The 17,758-nt window shown below is 55.6% G+C and carries 18 protein-coding genes; 11 read left to right on the top strand and 7 right to left on the bottom strand.

Annotated elements, in window-relative coordinates; all coding sequences use genetic code 11:
- Positions 1 to 68: 68 nt before the first annotated feature.
- On the bottom strand, positions 69 to 1,547 hold the full coding sequence (tolC, locus tag ACJ9N4_RS05865) for an outer membrane channel protein TolC (RefSeq protein WP_182272657.1): 1,479 nt from the start codon (positions 1,545 to 1,547) through the stop codon (positions 69 to 71).
- 203 nt (positions 1,548 to 1,750) lie between these two features.
- Between tolC and nudF the strand changes: the two genes are divergently transcribed.
- From nudF to parE, 5 genes are read left to right on the top strand one after another with little or no spacing between them, the layout of a single operon-like run.
- Positions 1,751 to 2,383: an ADP-ribose diphosphatase gene (gene nudF, locus ACJ9N4_RS05860; protein WP_182272656.1), complete on the top strand. Its 633-nt coding sequence runs from the start codon at positions 1,751 to 1,753 to the stop codon at positions 2,381 to 2,383.
- Complete coding sequence (locus ACJ9N4_RS05855; RefSeq protein ID WP_014833293.1) at positions 2,380 to 2,802, top strand: DUF1249 family protein; 423 nt, start codon at positions 2,380 to 2,382, stop codon at positions 2,800 to 2,802. Before nudF ends, ACJ9N4_RS05855 begins: the two co-directional genes overlap by 4 nt.
- A 27-nt stretch (positions 2,803 to 2,829) precedes the next feature.
- Complete coding sequence (gene cpdA / locus ACJ9N4_RS05850; RefSeq protein ID WP_182272655.1) at positions 2,830 to 3,657, top strand: 3',5'-cyclic-AMP phosphodiesterase; 828 nt, start codon at positions 2,830 to 2,832, stop codon at positions 3,655 to 3,657.
- Positions 3,657 to 4,238 carry an esterase YqiA gene (gene yqiA / locus ACJ9N4_RS05845; RefSeq protein WP_182272654.1) on the top strand — a complete coding sequence of 194 codons (582 nt, stop codon included), beginning with the start codon at positions 3,657 to 3,659 and terminating at the stop codon, positions 4,236 to 4,238. Before cpdA ends, yqiA begins: the two co-directional genes overlap by 1 nt.
- Positions 4,239 to 4,266: 28 nt before the next feature.
- Complete coding sequence (parE, locus tag ACJ9N4_RS05840; protein WP_182272653.1) at positions 4,267 to 6,159, top strand: DNA topoisomerase IV subunit B; 1,893 nt, start codon at positions 4,267 to 4,269, stop codon at positions 6,157 to 6,159.
- 83 nt (positions 6,160 to 6,242) lie between these two features.
- Here the strand turns inward: parE and ACJ9N4_RS05835 are convergent, their stop codons facing one another.
- A complete protein-coding gene (locus tag ACJ9N4_RS05835; RefSeq protein WP_182918961.1) occupies positions 6,243 to 8,384 on the bottom strand; it encodes a TonB-dependent siderophore receptor in 2,142 nt (713 codons plus the stop codon).
- 384 nt (positions 8,385 to 8,768) lie between these two features.
- Between ACJ9N4_RS05835 and ACJ9N4_RS05830 the strand changes: the two genes are divergently transcribed.
- From ACJ9N4_RS05830 to ACJ9N4_RS05810, 5 genes are read left to right on the top strand one after another with little or no spacing between them, the layout of a single operon-like run.
- On the top strand, positions 8,769 to 9,581 hold the full coding sequence (locus ACJ9N4_RS05830) for an ABC transporter ATP-binding protein (protein WP_182918960.1): 813 nt from the start codon (positions 8,769 to 8,771) through the stop codon (positions 9,579 to 9,581).
- A complete protein-coding gene (locus ACJ9N4_RS05825) occupies positions 9,578 to 10,561 on the top strand; it encodes a FecCD family ABC transporter permease (protein ID WP_182918959.1) in 984 nt (327 codons plus the stop codon). The genes ACJ9N4_RS05830 and ACJ9N4_RS05825 overlap by 4 nt, the downstream gene beginning before the upstream one ends.
- Positions 10,558 to 11,598, top strand: a complete 1,041-nt coding sequence (locus ACJ9N4_RS05820) for a FecCD family ABC transporter permease (RefSeq protein ID WP_182918958.1) — start codon at positions 10,558 to 10,560, stop codon at positions 11,596 to 11,598. The genes ACJ9N4_RS05825 and ACJ9N4_RS05820 overlap by 4 nt, the downstream gene beginning before the upstream one ends.
- Positions 11,599 to 11,607: 9 nt before the next feature.
- Positions 11,608 to 12,558, top strand: a complete 951-nt coding sequence (locus ACJ9N4_RS05815) for an iron-siderophore ABC transporter substrate-binding protein (protein WP_182920070.1) — start codon at positions 11,608 to 11,610, stop codon at positions 12,556 to 12,558.
- Positions 12,555 to 13,442 (top strand): MurR/RpiR family transcriptional regulator, encoded by an 888-nt coding sequence (locus ACJ9N4_RS05810; protein ID WP_182918957.1) that lies wholly within the window; start codon positions 12,555 to 12,557, stop codon positions 13,440 to 13,442. The genes ACJ9N4_RS05815 and ACJ9N4_RS05810 overlap by 4 nt, the downstream gene beginning before the upstream one ends.
- Positions 13,443 to 13,488: 46 nt before the next feature.
- Here the strand turns inward: ACJ9N4_RS05810 and ACJ9N4_RS05805 are convergent, their stop codons facing one another.
- From ACJ9N4_RS05805 to qseB, 4 genes are all read right to left on the bottom strand, one after another.
- The gene (locus ACJ9N4_RS05805; protein ID WP_182272647.1) at positions 13,489 to 13,803 is read right to left on the bottom strand and encodes a putative quinol monooxygenase; all 315 of its coding nucleotides are present in this window, start codon (positions 13,801 to 13,803) and stop codon (positions 13,489 to 13,491) included.
- 32 nt (positions 13,804 to 13,835) lie between these two features.
- Complete coding sequence (locus ACJ9N4_RS05800; protein ID WP_182272646.1) at positions 13,836 to 14,417, bottom strand: NAD(P)H-dependent oxidoreductase; 582 nt, start codon at positions 14,415 to 14,417, stop codon at positions 13,836 to 13,838.
- Positions 14,418 to 14,522: 105 nt separating this feature from the next.
- Positions 14,523 to 15,872 carry a quorum sensing histidine kinase QseC gene (gene qseC, locus ACJ9N4_RS05795; RefSeq protein WP_182918956.1) on the bottom strand — a complete coding sequence of 450 codons (1,350 nt, stop codon included), beginning with the start codon at positions 15,870 to 15,872 and terminating at the stop codon, positions 14,523 to 14,525.
- On the bottom strand, positions 15,869 to 16,528 hold the full coding sequence (gene qseB / locus ACJ9N4_RS05790; RefSeq protein WP_182272644.1) for a quorum sensing response regulator transcription factor QseB: 660 nt from the start codon (positions 16,526 to 16,528) through the stop codon (positions 15,869 to 15,871). Before qseB ends, qseC begins: the two co-directional genes overlap by 4 nt.
- A 140-nt stretch (positions 16,529 to 16,668) precedes the next feature.
- Here qseB and ACJ9N4_RS05785 point away from each other — a divergent pair, with 140 nt between their 5' ends.
- Positions 16,669 to 17,076, top strand: coding sequence for a YgiW/YdeI family stress tolerance OB fold protein (locus ACJ9N4_RS05785; RefSeq protein WP_182272643.1), 408 nt, complete (start codon positions 16,669 to 16,671; stop codon positions 17,074 to 17,076).
- A gap of 56 nt (positions 17,077 to 17,132) precedes the next feature.
- Here the strand turns inward: ACJ9N4_RS05785 and ACJ9N4_RS05780 are convergent.
- A partial coding sequence (locus ACJ9N4_RS05780; RefSeq protein WP_411500321.1) for a DUF2931 family protein occupies positions 17,133 to 17,758 on the bottom strand: 626 nt, incomplete at its 5' end.

Below are 17,758 nucleotides of genomic sequence, written 5' to 3'. Positions count from 1 at the left end.
AGGTGGCGCTGCGCTTACCCGGCCTGCGGTGAATCAGGCATGATAAGCGCAACGCCATCAGGCAATGCTTAGTGACGGAACGGATTATTACCGTTGCTGGCAGGCGTCGTGGAACGCGTTGCCGCTGGCTGTGCAGCAGGGGTGTTGCTGTTACCGTTGAAGTTATCAACGGCGGCAACCTGCTGCGGGTTCTCCGGTGCAACGTTTTCAGGCGAAGTCGAAATCGGCTTGCCCAGTGCGCTGTTCAGCGACTGCAGATCCTGCTCGTTCAGCGTACCCAGCGCTTGTTTGATATTCAGCTGGTTAATCAGGTACTGGTAACGTGCGCTGGAGAGTTGCTGCTTGGCGTTGTACAGCGTGGTGGTCGCATCCAGAACGTCAACGATGGTACGCGTACCGACCGAGTAGCCTGCTTCCATCGCATCCAGAGAGCTTTGGGCAGAGACAACGGCCTGTTTATAAGCGTTGATGCTACTGATAGAGGCGTTCACGTTGTTAAAGGACGAGCGTACGGTCTGCACCACGTTGCGGTGTGCGCTTTCCAGCTGCTCGCTCGCGCCAACAAAGTTGTACTGCGCCTGTTTTACCTGGGAGTTCACCATACCGCCCTGGTACAGCGGCAGGGAGAAGTTCAGACCCACTTTGTTCTGACCGATGTTGCTGTCGTCATACTGGGCCGTATTGGTTTTTGAACCGCTGTAGGTGGTATCAGAAACGCCGGTAGAGGCGCTCAGGCTCAGGGTTGGCAGGTGGCCATCCTGCGCCTGACGGATCTGCTCGCGAGCCAGATCCTGGCTCAGACGCGCCTGTAACAGCGTCAGGTTACGGTTTTCCGCTTCTTTCAGCAGGGCGTTTACCGCCTGCGGCTTATCGGTTTTGAAGCTGTCGACGTTCAGAGAAGCCAGCTCAGGGTAGTAGTTACCGGTGACCTGACGCAGTGATTCCAGCGCGTTGTCGAGGTTGTTACGCGCGGTCACTTCGTTGGCCAGTACGCTGTCGTACTGTGAACGGGCGTTCTGGACGTCAGTAATCGCCACCAGGCCGACGTTGAAACGCTGAGTGGTTTGATCTAACTGGCGGTAAATGGCCTGTTTCTGCGCTTCGGTATAGGAGAGCGAGTCAATCGCGCTCAGCACGTTGAAGTAGGCGGTCGCGGTGTTCAGGATCAGCGTTTGCTGGTTGGTCTGATAGGTCACATCCTGGATACCTGCGCTCTTTTCCTGCAGCGTCAGTGCGCGCCATTTAGACATATCAAACAGCGTCTGCGTCAGTTGCAGTGATGCACTGGTGGCATTGGAGTTAATGCCGTTGCTATCGCGGAAACCGTTGCTGTAGGTATAATCTGCACCTAAGCCTAACTGCGGCAGCAATGGGCTACGCGCTTCGTTAATCTTTTCAAACGCAGCATCACGATCGGCCGCCGATTTACGTAAATCAGGGTTGCCCAGACGTGCCTGCTGGTAGACCTGTAACAGGTTATCTGCCTGGCTCATTGCACTGAAGCCCGTCAGGCCCAGGCCGATAAGGATGGGGAGCAATTTCTTCATTTGCATTCCTTGTTGTGAAGCAGTATTAGCGCTGATCTAATTAAAAATAATTGCCGATTCTAACAGAATCTTCCACACCAAAAGGTTGGCGTTACGTGCCATCTGGCGGTAATTTGCACCAATCTACCATATAGCCTTACAAACGGCAGCCAAACAGCCTTGAAATTCATAATTTCATCACCATTGCTACCAGGACTCGACTCATGCAAAAAACAGACAAGTTGCCAGTGACATTCGCCAAAAACGATGTAGAAATTATTGCACGAGAAACGCTTTATCGCGGTTTTTTTTCGATGGATCTTTACCGTTTCAGGCATCGCCTGTTCAACGGTGGGATGAGCGGCGAAATTCGGCGCGAAATTTTTGAGCGCGGGCATGCGGCAGTCTTGCTACCCTTTGACCCAGTGCGCGATGAAGTTGTCCTTATTGAGCAAATTCGAATTGCCGCTTATGACGTAAGCGAAAGTCCGTGGCTGCTGGAGATGGTGGCTGGGATGATCGAAGAGGGGGAATCGGTCGAAGACGTTGCCCGCCGCGAGGCGCTGGAAGAGGCGGGGCTGGTTGTCGGTCGTACGAAACCGGTGCTGAGCTATCTGGCAAGCCCGGGCGGTACCAGTGAGCGCTTGTCCATTATGGTGGGCGAAGTGGACGCCACGACGGCGGATGGGATCCACGGTCTGGCTGAAGAACACGAAGATATTCGGGTTCATGTGGTGAGCCGGGAGCAGGCTTACCAGTGGGTTGAAGAGGGGAAAATCGACAACGCAGCCTCTGTCATCGCTCTGCAATGGCTGCAACTGCATTATCAGACATTACGAAACGAGTGGAAAAAATGAAGCGCTATACACCTGACTTCCCAGAAATGATGCGCCTGTGCGAAACCAATTTCGCACAATTGCGCCGCCTGTTGCCGAAAAACGACGCACCCGGCGAAACGGTGAGCTATCAGGTGAGCAACGCGCAGTATCGGTTAACGATAACAGAATCAACGCGCTACACTACGCTGGTGGAGATTGAGCAAACGGCTCCCAGCATTAGCTACTGGAGTCTGCCGTCGATGACGGTACGTCTCTATCACGACGCGATGGTCGCTGAAGTGTGTTCAAGCCAGCAGATCTTTCGCTTCAAAGCGCGATATGATTACCCGAATAAAAAGTTGCATCAACGCGACGAAAAGCATCAAATTAACCAGTTTTTAGCCGACTGGCTAAGATATTGTTTAGCACATGGAGCAATGGCGATTCCGGTTTGTTAGCGTCATAAACCTACCTAAGGACACCATTTGGAAAGCCTGTTGAACCTGACTGTTGCTGGTGGGGCACCAGTCAGGATATTACAAATCACCGATACTCACCTTTTTGCCGAAAAGCATGAGACTCTGCTGGGCGTGAACACCTGGGAGAGTTATCAGGCTGTACTTAGCGCGATTCATGCCGAAAACCGCGCATGCGATTTGATTGTCGCAACGGGCGATCTGGCGCAGGATCAATCCTCCGCGGCCTATCAGCATTTTGCTGAGGGGATCGCGAGCTTCAGCGTGCCTTGCGTCTGGCTGCCGGGCAACCATGATTTCCAGCCTGCTATGTACAATTCACTCCATGAGGCGGGAATTTCTCCGGCGAAGTGTGTGTTTGCGGGTGACCAGTGGCAGATATTACTGCTCGACAGCCAGGTATTTGGTGTCCCACATGGTGAGTTAAGCGAGTTTCAGCTCGACTGGCTGGAAAACAAACTGGCCGCTGAGCCGTCGCGTCATACGCTGCTGTTGCTTCATCATCACCCACTGCCAGCGGGCTGTAGCTGGCTTGATCAACACAGTCTGCGCAACTCTGCGGCACTGGACAGCGTTCTGGTGAAGTTCCCGCGGGTGAAAAACCTGCTGTGCGGACATATTCACCAGGAGCAGGATCTCGACTGGAACGGTCGCCGCCTGCTTGCAACCCCGTCGACCTGCGTTCAGTTTAAGCCACACTGCGCCAACTTTACCCTGGATACTATCGCACCGGGCTGGCGCTGGCTGGAACTGCACGCCGATGGTTCGCTGACCACGGAAGTGTGCCGTTTGTCAGGTGCAAAATTCCGCCCGGATACCGCTTCAGAAGGCTATTGATGTCTACGCTTCTCTATCTTCATGGGTTCAACAGCTCACCGCGTTCCGCAAAAGCGACACAGCTTCGCCAGTGGCTGAGCGAGCATCATCCGCACGTTGAGATGATCGTTCCGCAGCTGCCGCCCTACCCGGCAGATGTGGCGGAGATGCTTGAATCTATTGTTCTGGAACACGGCGGTGAATCCTTCGGCGTGGTTGGCTCATCGCTGGGCGGCTATTACGCCACCTGGCTGTCGCAATGCTTTATGCTGCCCGCTGTCGTGGTTAACCCGGCGGTACGGCCATTTGAGCTGCTGAGGGACTTTCTTGGACAGAACGAGAACCCCTACACCGGCCAACAATATGTGCTAGAGTCTCGCCATATTTACGATCTCAAAGTTATGCAGGTAGACCCGCTTGAAGCGCCCGATCTCATCTGGCTGCTGCAACAGACGGGTGATGAAGTGCTGGATTACCGCCAGGCAGTGGCGTATTACGCATCCTGCCGCCAGACTATAGAAGAGGGCGGAAACCATGCTTTCACGGGCTTTGAGGATCATTTCACCCAGATTGTCGATTTTCTTGGACTGCACAGCCTCTGACAATCAATGCGAATTGCTAGTTTAAATCATGACGCAAACCTATAACGCTGATGCCATTGAGGTACTCACCGGGCTTGAGCCGGTTCGCCGCCGCCCGGGGATGTACACCGATACGACGCGCCCAAACCACCTGGGCCAGGAAGTTATTGATAACAGTGTGGACGAAGCGCTGGCAGGCCATGCCAAACGCGTTGACGTTATCCTGCATGCCGATCAGTCGCTGGAAGTCATTGACGACGGTCGCGGTATGCCGGTGGATATCCACCCGGAAGAGGGGGTTCCGGCCGTTGAGCTGATCCTCTGTCGTCTGCATGCGGGCGGTAAGTTCTCCAATAAGAACTACCAGTTCTCCGGTGGCTTGCATGGCGTGGGGATTTCCGTCGTAAACGCCCTGTCTAAACGCGTGGAAGTGAACGTTCGCCGTGACGGCCAGGTTTACAACATCGCGTTTGAAAACGGCGACAAGGTGCAGGAGCTTCAGGTCGTCGGTACATGCGGAAAACGTAACACCGGTACCAGCGTTCACTTCTGGCCTGACGAAAGCTTCTTCGACAGCCCACGTTTTTCTGTTTCTCGCCTGACGCACCTGCTGAAAGCTAAAGCGGTACTTTGCCCGGGCGTGGAAATTACCTTTAAAGATAACGTCAACAACACCGAGCAGAGCTGGCGCTACGAAGATGGTCTTAACGACTATTTGTGCGAAGCGGTAAACGGCCTGCCGACGTTGCCGGAAAAACCGTTTGTCGGTAATTTTTCGGGTGATACCGAAGCGGTGGACTGGGCGCTACTGTGGCTGCCGGAAGGCGGTGAGTTGCTGACGGAAAGCTACGTCAACCTGATCCCGACCATGCTTGGCGGTACGCACGTCAACGGTCTGCGTCAGGGGCTGCTGGATGCGATGCGCGAATTCTGCGAATACCGCAACATTCTGCCGCGTGGTGTGAAGCTGTCGGCGGAAGACATCTGGGATCGTTGTGCCTACGTGCTGTCCGTGAAGATGCAGGATCCGCAGTTTGCCGGGCAGACCAAAGAACGCCTGTCATCACGTCAGTGTGCGGCGTTCGTTTCCGGCGTGGTGAAAGATGCCTTCACCCTGTGGCTGAACCAGAACGTTCAGGCTGCGGAAATGCTGGCCGAAATGGCGATTTCCAGCGCCCAGCGTCGTCTGCGTGCGGCGAAAAAGGTCGTACGTAAAAAGCTGACCAGCGGCCCTGCGCTGCCGGGCAAGCTGGCGGACTGTACTGCACAGGATCTTAATCGCACCGAGCTGTTCCTCGTGGAAGGGGACTCGGCAGGGGGATCGGCCAAGCAGGCGCGCGATCGTGAATATCAGGCGATCATGCCGCTCAAGGGTAAGATCCTGAATACCTGGGAAGTCTCTTCGGATGAAGTGCTGGCCTCGCAGGAAGTACACGACATCTCCGTGGCGATCGGCATCGATCCGGACAGCGACGATCTGAGCCAGCTGCGCTATGGCAAGATCTGTATCCTCGCGGATGCGGACTCCGATGGTCTGCACATCGCCACGCTGCTGTGCGCGCTGTTTGTGAAGCATTTCCGTACGCTGGTGAAAAACGGTCACGTCCACGTGGCGCTGCCACCGCTGTACCGTATCGACCTCGGCAAAGAGGTTTACTACGCGCTGACGGAAGAAGAGAAAGCCGGTGTGCTGGAGCAGCTCAAGCGTAAGAAGGGCAAACCGAACGTTCAGCGCTTTAAAGGGCTGGGTGAGATGAACCCGATGCAGCTGCGCGAAACCACGCTGGATCCGAATACCCGCCGTCTGGTGCAGTTGACTATCAGCGACGAAGACGAACAGCAAACCAACGCCATGATGGATATGCTGCTTGCCAAGAAACGTTCAGAAGACCGACGTAACTGGCTGCAGGAGAAAGGCGATATGGCGGATATTGAGGCCTGATATCCTCATCCTAACCCTCTTCCACAGGGAGAGGGGAGGGATCGTAGGCCCGGTAAGCGTGAGCGCCACCGGGCTTTTTTACATCAAAACTCCATCTTCACCGTAAACTGCACTTCGCGTGGGTCACCAATCTGGTTGCCCAGGTTATTGGTCGCGATAGATGAGGTGTAGTATGTCTTGTCAAACAGGTTCTTCACGTTGACCTGCAACGTCACCGGATACTGCAGTTTCATCTTATACGCCGCGAACGCATCCGCCACGACGTAACCTGGCAGGTAGTAATCCGCACCGTTGGTGGCTGAGCGACGGCTTACGCCGTGTCCACCGCCGCCGATCGTCAGGGTATTTCCGCCGATCACGTTATGAATATCGTAAGTCAGGAACAGTGACCCGGTATGGCGTGGCACGTTTGGCAGTGGTTTGCCCGCATAGTCCGGATCTTCCAGCACTTTTGCGTCGGTATAACCATAGCTGGCGATAATATTGGTGTTCTCGGTCAGCGAACCCGCCAGATCCACTTCTACGCCTTGTGAACGTACGCGGCCTGCGGTTTTGGCGACGGTTTCATCCCCCACGCTTTCGGTGTAGAGCACGTTACGCTTGTGAATATCAAACAGCGCAATATTGGCGGTAATGCCACTGAACAGGTCAAACTTGGCACCCACTTCGTAGGCATTGGACGTTTCTGGTGGCAGGTCGCCAATGTAACTCGCAATGGACGACTGCGGCATAAACGTCTGGGAATAGTTGGCAAACAGCGAGACGAACGGTGTGAGCTTATAGACTACCCCCAGCTTCGGCGTCCATTGATCGTCGCGACTGTCGGTGTTGACGTTGAACGGACGGCCTTTCCCCGCATACTGGGTGTAATACTGATAGCGCATCCCGGTGACAGCGATCCATTTATCCGTCAGGTACAGCGCATCCTGGGCGTAGGCGGAGTAGCTCTCCTGCTTAATTGTCTGGTCACTGTCGGATGCCGAGACGGTGGTGCATTTGCTCAGGTTGCCGTAAGTCGGGTGATAGATATTGAAATCTTTAACGTTCTTACAGCGGATCATATCCGTGCGCAGTAGATCGTAATTCTCATACGACACGCCAGTGAGGATCTCGTTATAGAACCCTGCGATATCTACGTTCCCCTGCAGATCCGCACGGGTGGTATGCATCCGCTGGGTTGAACCCTGCGTGGCGTCCACGCGGCGCGTCAGGTTGCCGGTTTTAGCATCGTAGGCCATCACGCGTGCCTGGTTGTCGCTGTACTTATCCTGGCTGAAGCTATAGTCGAACTTCGCGGTCCACTGGCTGTTGAGACGATATTCCGCATTGAGTTGCGCCAGATCGGACTGACCATCGGTGATGTTGAACGGCTCATCAAAGCGCGTTTTACGGTCAACCTTCACTGGCTGTTTGGTGTTGAGATCGAAGATCGTTCCGCGATCGAACGGTGTCTTATAGTCGCGATGCGAGTAGAGCACGGTCACGGTGGCGTCATCGCCGAACCAGGTCAGCGATGGGGCGATAAAGGTACTGCGATTGGTACCGTAATTACGCCAGTAATCTTCGTCCTGATACTCACCCGTCAGGCGATATGCCAGACGCGTGCCCTCAACCGGGCCTGTGACGTCAAATTGTCCTGTTCCGCCGCCAAAGCTGGTGGAGGTGGCAGAGATGGAGCCACCGAAGGTTTTTTCCGGGCGTTTGGTGACCACGTTAATCAGACCACCCGGGTCGAGAATGCCATACAGCGTGGAGGCCGGGCCTTTCAGCACTTCCACACGTTCGGTTGCGGCGTTAAAGCTGCGCGGCAACACGGTGCGCAGGCCGTTAGTCATGATCGAACCGTCACGGTTAGCGCCAAAACCACGACGCACGAACGCATCCTGCGTACCACCCAGCGTGTTGGTTTGCACCACATTACTGACGTTATACAGTGCCTCGTCGAGCGTGGTGGCATGTTGATCTTCCAGCACTTTATCGCTGACGGTATTCACCACCTGCGGGATGTCCAGCATCGGCATAGTGGTCAGTGTAGCGGTGGAGGTATTCAGCGGCTGATAGCCGTTGGTGGCATCGGCTGTGGCATTGGGATCGGCAGTGACGGTGAGCGTTTCACCCTCCTGAGCCGTTGCGGTTTCTGTTGCGTGTACCAGAGGTACCATGAACAAAAGTGAAAAGAGCGCGCGCCCTTTTACCCCAGAGAGTGAAGGTGTGAACTTAGCCATTACATCTGTTTTCCCGAAATATCCTGCGATGAAAAGCTCGCGGAAGAATGTGTGAGTCATTGCCCTTACGGTCTGTTCGTTATCCATCGCTGGCGTCGAACATGTAATTGAGAATCATTCAATCATGCATGGATGTAGTAGTAAATGGAAAAAAGCAAAAATCGGCTACAGCTGAAAAACGTGCAGAGTGGGCAGGTTGGTAAATGGGTAACAATATGAAAATAAATAAATTAAAAACAATTTTGTTTTTGTAGTGCCGCGTAATTATCCCTGGTGTTGCAAGGGTGTTTCTTCTCTTGACTACTACATGGCGCAGCGGCAAACTCTCAAAAGAGAATGAGTTTTATTTTTATTTGTTGGTTTTCTTATTAAGTTGGCGTTCACGTGGCTCACAACACGAAAAAACCGGGACTGGTTCTGGAGAACCTCTCTGCGGGCTATCAGAAAAAAATCATCGTCGATGATATCTCCCTTGCGATCCCTCAGCAGAAAATAACCGTGCTGGTAGGGGCAAACGGCTGTGGAAAATCCACGCTGCTGAGCACTATCGCTCGTCTGCTGCAACCGCTTGGCGGTACCGCGCTGCTGGATGGTAAAGCGATTCATGGACAACCGACCAAAGACGTTGCCCGCCAGCTTGGCATCCTGCCTCAGTCTCCGCTGTTGCCGGAGGGCTTAACCGTTTTTGAGCTGGTATCACGCGGGCGCTTTCCCTGGCAGAATTTTATGCGCCAGTGGAGCGATGAAGATGAGCTGGCCGTTGAAGAGGCGCTGCGCCTGACCGGTACAGCGGCGTTTGCTCATTTGCCTGTTGAAAGCCTGTCGGGCGGCCAGCGTCAACGCTGCTGGATAGCGATGGCGCTGGCGCAGCAAACGCCGTACATCCTGCTGGATGAGCCAACGACGTTTCTCGATCTCCGCTATCAGGTAGAAATTCTCGAGCTGCTGCACACCCTGACCCGCCAGCATGGGCGCACCGTCGTGGTGGTACTGCACGATCTCAACTTCGCCGTGAACTACGGTGATTCACTGGTCTTTTTACGCCAGGGAAAAGTGCAGGGCGTGCTTCACGAGGGGGATGTTTGCACACCGGAGCTAATCAAAACCGTATTCGACGTCGACGTACATATGTCGCTTAATCCGTTGACCGGCAAACCGTTCTTTATGCCGTTTCGCCAGGTTGCCGACAAACCATGATGCGCATCTCTCTGGCTTTTGTACTTTTCGCTCTGTTGCTGCTGATGGGGACGATTGCGCATCTGGGTATTGGCGTGCGCTTTATTACTCCACAGACAGTGGTACAGGCATTTCTCGATTTCGACCCGCGTAATTTCGACCATAACGTCATCATCAGGCTGCGTCTGATACGGCTTTGGGCCGCCCTGACGACGGGGGCAGCGCTTGGCGTGGCGGGTGTATTACTGCAATCCGTGATCCGCAACCCGCTGGGTGAGCCGCATATTCTGGGGCTGAATGCGGGCGCGGCGCTGGCAGTGGTGCTGACCAGCGCGCTCGGGCTGGCGTTACCGTCTGGTCGCCCGTTGATTGCCGCTGCCGGGGCCGCCACGCTGTTTCTGTTGGTACTGGTGTTCTCCTCCGCCGGGCGTACCGGGCTCACGCCGATGAAAGTCACGCTGTGCGGCGTGGCGATGTCGGCATTTGCCTCGTCGATTACCGCCACGGTTCTGATTCTGGATGAACAGACGCTGCTTGCCATGCGTACCTGGCTGGCGGGCGATGTTGCCGGAATAAAGGCAGAGACGATCCTCAGTGCAACCTGGGCTGCCACCGCCGGTTTTGGGTTGGCTCTCTGGTTGTCACCATCACTCAACATGCTGGCGTTAGGCGACAGGATGGCGCAGGGGCTTGGCGTATCGTTGTTGAAGACCCGCCTTTTCGCTCTGCTGGCAATTGCACTGCTCTGCGGGGCTGCCGTCTCCATTGCCGGGCCGATTGGCTTTATCGGCCTTGTAGTACCGCAGTTGATCCGCCGTCTGGTGTCGGTGGATTTACGCGTAATGGTGCCCCTGTCGGCCCTGTGTGGAGCGCTGGTTTTGCTGCTGGCAGATATCGCTGCCCGCACTTTGTTCACGCCGTATGAGCTGGCAACCGGCGTCATGACCGCTCTGGTCGGTGCTCCCGTCTTTATCTTTATGGCTTCGAGGATGTTCAAATGAACCGGGCAGGATTACGTGCGTGGCGCATCGGCCCTTTTTCAACGCTGATTCGCCCGAAGGCGCTACGGTGTCTGGCGCTGTTCACGCTGGTAAGCGTGTTGTTGCTGAGTTTTGGCCTGACGCACGGTTCGCTTGCCATTCCCGCTTCTGCCATCGGGCGCGCGCTGTTTTCTCCGCAAAGCCTGGAAGCGGATGCGCGCTACATCGTGATGGATATCCGACTGCCGCGTCTGCTGATGGCGGTGTTATGTGGGGCAATGCTGGGTATGGCGGGGGCGGCCATGCAGTCTATCACCCGCAATGGCCTGGCTGACCCAGGTCTTATCGGCGTGAAAGAGGGCTGTAGTGCGGCGGTACTGCTGCTGATTTTTCAGTTTCCGGCGTTGAGCCTGTTCTGGCGTCCGCTGGTTGGTATGGCCGGTGGTCTGCTGACTGCGCTGCTGGTGGTGGCACTGGCGCGCGACATCTCGCGCCCGCGATTTATCCTGATCGGTATCGGCGTTTCATGGGCATTTGCTGCGGCAATGGGGGTCTTTATGACCACCGCTGACGTGCGCGACGTGCAGACGGCGATGCTGTGGCTGGCGGGGAGTCTGCATGCAGCAAACTGGACGCTGGTCAGTATTACGGTGGTTTGGGCATTACCCGCGTGTGCTCTGCTGCTGTTTACCGCCCGCGCTGCTGATGTGGCGTTGCTTGGCAATCAGACCGCAACCGGGCTTGGCGTGCGTACTTCACGGTTAGCGCTGCTGCGCGTGTTTGCCCCAGTGATACTGACGGCGGCCTGCGTCTCCTGTGTGGGTAGCATTGGTTTTGTCGGGCTTATTGCGCCGCATATGGCGCGCCTGCTGCTACGTGGTGGACAAACCGCGCTACTGGCGGGAAGTGCAGTGCTGGGTGCGCTGCTGGTGCTGCTGGCCGATAACATCGGGCGTCTGGCATTTTTACCGCTGCAACTGCCCGCGGGGATTGTGATTTCATTGACTGGCGGACCATTTTTCCTGCTGCTGCTCTGGCAGCGTCGGGACAGATTTTAGGGGAATATGATGCGTGTACTTTTTTCGATACTGTTGCTGGCGGGGTTTGCGGTAAATGCGGCGGAGCCGACGCAGACGTTTACCGACGATCTGGGGCGCAAGGTCGTTGTGCCGGTTCATCCGAAACGGATCGTCTCGCTACATGACCTGGATATCACCATTCCCCTGATTGAGCTTGGGGTACCCCCCGTCGCCAGCCACGGACGTACCCGACCGGACGGCAGCCATTTTCTGCGTTCCAGCGGAATGCTGACGGGCGTTGATTTCGATAATTCCGACATTAAATTTATTGGTACTGCGGATATCGATATTGAAGCCATTGCGGCCGCGAAGCCGGATCTGATCATTACCGAGCCGACCCGTAATACCCCCGTCGGGCAACTGGAGAAAATCGCCCCGACGGTGAGTATTGATCACCTTGACGGTGGCGCGCCGGAGATCTACCGCAAGCTGGCACAGCTCACCGGTACACAGGCGCGGCTGGCGATCCTGGAGCGGGGCTATCAGGAACAAATCAAGGCGCTCAGGGCGACTATCGACACCCGAAAAATATCCGTGTCGGTGATTCAGGCGAATCAGGGCAAAATCACCGCCATGCACAGCTACCACTCGCTGGGACGCGTGCTGCGCGACGCGGGGTTCACCTTCCCACCGCTGATTGAAAACATCCCCGACGGCGGACGTATCGACGTCAGCGCCGAGCGTCTGCCGGAGCTGGATGCCGATGTTGTCTTTGCCACCTGGCGCGGGGATACCGGTGGCAAACCGCAGGACGAGCTGGCGGCGATGGATTCGGTGATGCCGGGCTGGTGTCAGTTCCTCAAAGCCTGCCGAACCGGGCATTACGTGCTGATCTCCCGTGAAGAGGCCATTTCGAACTCGTTCGCCTCCTTAGGACTGATGGCCGCGCAGGTGCAGTCGCACATTGCCGGGCGTCCGCTGCCGGAGGTGTCACAGTGATCCGTAAAGACAAAGCGCGGGTGGATGTCTACGGCGACCGCTTCCGCTCGCGAGGGCACCAGCTGACGCCGCGTCTGCTGCAGGTGGCGCGTTATATCAATGAGAACCGGGAAGCGGTGATGGAGCAGACGGCAATGGAGATTGCCGCCCTGCTGAAAACCTCCGATGCCACGGTTGTGCGCGCGATTCAGGCGCTGGGCTTTGCCGGGCTACGCGATCTGAAACAGACGCTGGAGCAGTGGTTCGGCCCGGTCGTTACCTCCAGCGAAAAGATGTCCACCACGGTGAATACGCTCGCCAGCGACGTCAATGCGAGCATTGATTTCGTGCTGGAGGGGCATCAGCACACCTGCGAGGTGTTGTCCGAACCGCACAACCGCTATGCGATGGCCCAGGCGGTGTCGCTGCTGGCACAGGCGAAGCAGGTCGCCATTTTTGGTATTGGCGCATCCGGTATTCTGGCCGAGTATACTGCCCGGCTGTTCAGACGCATTGGTTTGCCCGCGACGCCGCTCAACCGCACCGGGATTGGTCTTGCCGAACAGCTGATTGCCCTCCAGCGTGGTGATGTGCTGGTAATGATGGCGCAAAAATCTGCCCATCGGGAAGGGCAGACGACCCTGCGCGAAGCAAAGCGGCTGGGCATTCCCGCCATTTTACTGACCAACGCTCTCGATTCTCGTTTCAGCAAAGAGGCCAGCGTGGTGATCCACGTCCCGCGAGGGGGGGAGAAGGGTAAGATCCCGTTACACGGCACGGTGTTGCTGTGTCTGGAGATGATGATTTTGTCCGTCGCCTCTACGGAGCCGCAGCGCACCATTAAGTCGATGAAGCGCATCAACGAATTTCATCGTGGGTTAAATCCGGGGAAAAAGCGCGCTTGATGAGATGCCGGGCGGTGCTGGCGCTTACCCGGCAGTGACCACAAAACTAAACCCCTTGCTCCAGGATGCGGATATGGGTGTCCAGCACGTCACCTTTCACTGCTTCGCTCCACGCTTTCATGTGCGCGGTCTGCAGATGCGCCTCAAGATGCGCCACGGTTTCCCAGTGTTCAATCATCATGATCGAGTCCGGCGCGGTGGCCTGGAAGCTTGCATTGGTGGTGGCGTCGACCATCGGCGCATAGCCGTGGCAGCCTTCTTCTTTCAGTACGGTCGGGATGATCTTCACGAACTGATCCAGCACCGCCTGGCGGTGATGTTGACCTGGACGAGTACGAATTTCTGCGATAACAGTAAGCATGGTTAACTACTCCTTTAATTCCAGGCTACCAGTTAAGCAAAAATTTCCGCAAGATGCTTGCGATATTCTGCTATATAGCGCGGGACATCCGGCATTTTAATTACGTCGTTGACGATAAAGGTTGGCAGCGAGTCCATCCCCAGGAACTGGTTGGCCTTGTGGAATGGCAGATACGCGCCGTCTACGCCCACGCCTTCAAAGAACTGCTCTTTCTCCGTGAACGCTTCCATTGGGGCATTCCAGGTCAGAGACAGCATGTATTTTTTGCCCTGGATCAGGCCACCAGAACCGTATTTTTTGGTGACGTCAGATCGTGTGCGGCCGTCGCTGGCATACAGCGAGCCGTGGCCCTCGGTGAACACATCGTCCATGTATTTTTTCACCGTCCACGGTGCGCCCATCCACCAGCCTGGCATCTGCCAGATAACCACGTCAGCCCACAGGAAGTTCTGCACTTCCGCGTTAATGTCGTAATCGCTGTCGGCGCGCACAACCTTAACATCATGCCCGGCGTCGCGCAGGAAGCCGTCCGCGACCTCGGTCAGGGTGTCATTCAGTTGGCCTTTCGAGTGCGCGAATTCTTTCGCGCCATTGATAATCAGAATGTTGCTCATTTTTCGTCCTCAGTGTACAGCGTTTGACGATAAGTCTACGCGCGATGGTAACGCGGCAGAATGAGCAAAATGTGTAAAGTCTTTTGCTTTAAACGCAATAATGGATTACCAGCTAATTTTCACGTTGAATCCACCGCCATCGGCATTCTCCAGTGAGACGCGCATACCGTGCAGGGCAGCAATACGCCTGACAATAGAGAGCCCCAGCCCGCTGCCGGTCGCCTCCTGTCCTGGCGGGCGATAAAAGCGCTCGCCGAGACGTGCCAGTACCGTGGGAGAAATCCCCGGGCCGTTGTCACACACGGTAAAGCTGTGGGTGTCCAGCGTCACATTGACCACGCTACCGCGCGGGCTGTAACGCACGGCGTTATCCAGCAGGTTACGGACCAGTAGGCTCAATAGCAGCTGTTGACCCGTATGTTTAACCTGCAGGGCGTTGATATTCAGGCGGATATCAATGCCTGCCTGCTGCGCCGGGTACCAGATATCCATCACCGCCGACTGCAGTAAATCGGCCATCACAATCGGTTCGACGTCGTCCAGATTATCCAGCGAGTCCAGGCGTGAGAGCGTCAGGAGCTGATCCACCAGCCGGGATGCCCGGTCGATACCGGCGTGCAGTTGGGTCAGCGCTTTTTCCTGCGCCTGCGGATCATCCCGCGACAGTTGCGCCACGTCGGTTTGCACCTTCAACGCAGCCAGCGGGCTGCGCAGTTCGTGGGCGGCATCCGAGGTGAATTGCCGTTCACGAGTCATCATCTCCTGGGTGCGCGTAAACAGATGGTTCAGCGAGTCAAGCAGGGGGTGTACTTCTGCGGGAACACCTTGCGTTGAGAGCGTGTCGGTGGCATCCGGTGAGCGCGAGCGCAGGGTCTTCGCCAGCTTTTTCAGCGGCTGCAGCTCCCGGTTGAGCAGGACGATAAGCAACAGCAACATCACGGGCAGTGCCACCAGCCACGGCGTGAGCTGTGAGCTGACGATATCCAGCGCCATCTCCTGGCGGTATTCCCACTCCTGGCCGACCACCACGCGATATTTCCCGTCAGGTGAGGTAAGCCATAAAAAACGCCATTCATCCTTGTCGTCTTTAAGCTGCCCGTTGTCAAAACCGTCACGGCGATAGTGATACAGAATGTCGCGCCCGTTTTCACCGTCGTTCAACACCATTTTTCCGTCGGGGGTGTAGATGGCGAAGGCCAGCGCGTCATCGTCCAGACGACCATGTTTCACTTTTTTGGGGATGTCGGACATCCGTTTGGGAGCCTGGATCTCGTTCAGATCCATCGCCAGCAGCCGTTTGGCAAACAACATCTGCTGGGTATCAAACAGCTTATCGAGCTTGCGGGTGGTCTGGTGCCAGGCAACGATGCTTGCGGCGAACCACGCGGCCAGGGACAACACCAAAAAAAGCAGCGTCAGGCGCAGCTTCAGGCTCAGGCGTTGGGTCAGTTTCATGCGTCACCCAGGGTATAACCGATGCCGTGAACGGTGCGGATAAATTCACTGCCAAGCTTACGGCGCAGATGATGCACATGGACTTCCACGGTATTACTGGAGACGTCATCATCCCAGGTGTAGAGTTTTTCCTCGATCAGCTTGCGCGGCAGCACGCGGCCTGCATTGCGCATCAGCAACTCCAGCAGGGCAAACTCTTTGGGTTTGAGAGCCAGCGTTTCACCTTCAAGTTTCGCAACGAGGCTTGCCGGATCGAGCGTCACCTTGCCGTGACGAAGTTCATTGCGCGTCTGGCCGTGGCTACGGCGCACCAGTGCTTCAAGGCGAGCCGCCACTTCAATCAGGGCGAATGGCTTACACAGGTAATCATCCGCCCCCAGACGCAAACCTTCGACGCGCTGGTTAAGCGCATCCCGTGCGGTCAGCACCAGTATTGGCTCGCTGCGTCCGCTTTCGCGCCAGGCGCGCAGGATCTCCAGACCGTCAATTTCCGGCAGCGTCAGGTCAAGCACCACGGCATCATAGGGGGCGGTATACAGCGCGGTTTGCCCGGTTTTCCCGTCGGTAAACCAGTCCACGCTAAACCCCATTTTGCTTAGGCCCGCTTTGATGCCATCGCCAATTAACTTGTCGTCTTCTACCAGTAAAATGCGCATAACGCCCTCCTTGATAACGTCAGTAAACCCTCTGCAGTAGCTTGCTGTACAGCAATAATAAATAAATTTTTCCCTTAAGAAGTTGTTAAGTATTACCCGGTTTAATGCACTGCGAAACGATATTAAAGGGAGAGATTAAGATGAAAAAATTCGCTGCGATTACCGCCATCATGATGATGACCACAGCCCCCGTTTTTGCCGCTCAGGGTGGATTTAACGGCCCGTCAGCCACACCTGCCCAGACGCAAACCCAAACCCAACAGGGCGGGTTTGTCGATAATAACGCCAATCTCACTACAGCCGTAAAAGTGAAAGAGATGCAGGACGACAGCTGGGTGAAACTGCGCGGGAACATCACCGAGCGCCTGTCCGATGACCGCTATATGTTCCGCGATGAGACCGGTACGGTAAATGTGGAGATTGACCACAAGCGCTGGAACGGCGTGACCGTTACCCCGCAGGATAAAGTTGAAATCCAGGGTAAGGTTGATAAAGGGTGGAACGAGTTTGAAATCGACGTGAAGCAGGTTATCAGGCTTAACCAGTAACGCCTGACTGACTTGAAATAATGCCGCCCGGTCAACGTGCGGCATTTTTTTGTCTGTTAATCCCAGTTCCCGTAGGGGTAGGTTCTGCCTTTGCTGATCTCTTCAATGGACTGAATGTAATCTTCGACAGGGGTATTGAAGGCTTTGCAGAGGGTGAGATCTTTGCCGGATCGGGTAACCAGTTTTCTGGGTTTAATCGGAATACTGGGGCGTCCGGCAACATCTGAAAACCAGATTTTGACTTTGCCACCGGGGGACAGGCCAAAGACCATTCTGTTGTACCAGACAGGAGCACCGGAGGGACGAGTATGGTCGGCAGGCGTTTTCATTCTTTGCCAGGTTTCCGGCCCGAATATGGCACTGGTTTCATAGGTTTTTTGATCGGCATAGGAATCCCAGCAGAAGACGATGTACTGCGGCGGTTTTTTGACTTTGTTGAAATGGGCTCTGCCGCCAAAGGTAACATCTGTCCATTTATCAACGGAACCAGGATCGGGAGACGTCTGATCAAGCGTGTTAAAAGTATAGAGATAGCCATCCGTATCGATGACCCGCGCGTGATTGACATCAGCCAGCAAATCCTTGGGGGTGATAAAGGAAAAATCCCATTCCCCATAGGGAAGCGTCCAGTCGCCGCTGGCGGCCTGCTTTGACTGCAAAGGGTATGATTTTTGCGTCGTGC

The sequence above is a fragment of the Enterobacter sp. LM3 genome, assembly GCF_046622475.1.
Classification (GTDB): Bacteria; Pseudomonadota; Gammaproteobacteria; order Enterobacterales; family Enterobacteriaceae; genus Enterobacter; species Enterobacter cloacae_P.
The sequence above is the reverse complement of the archived record's forward strand: the minus strand, read 5'-3'. Positions and strand labels throughout refer to the sequence as shown.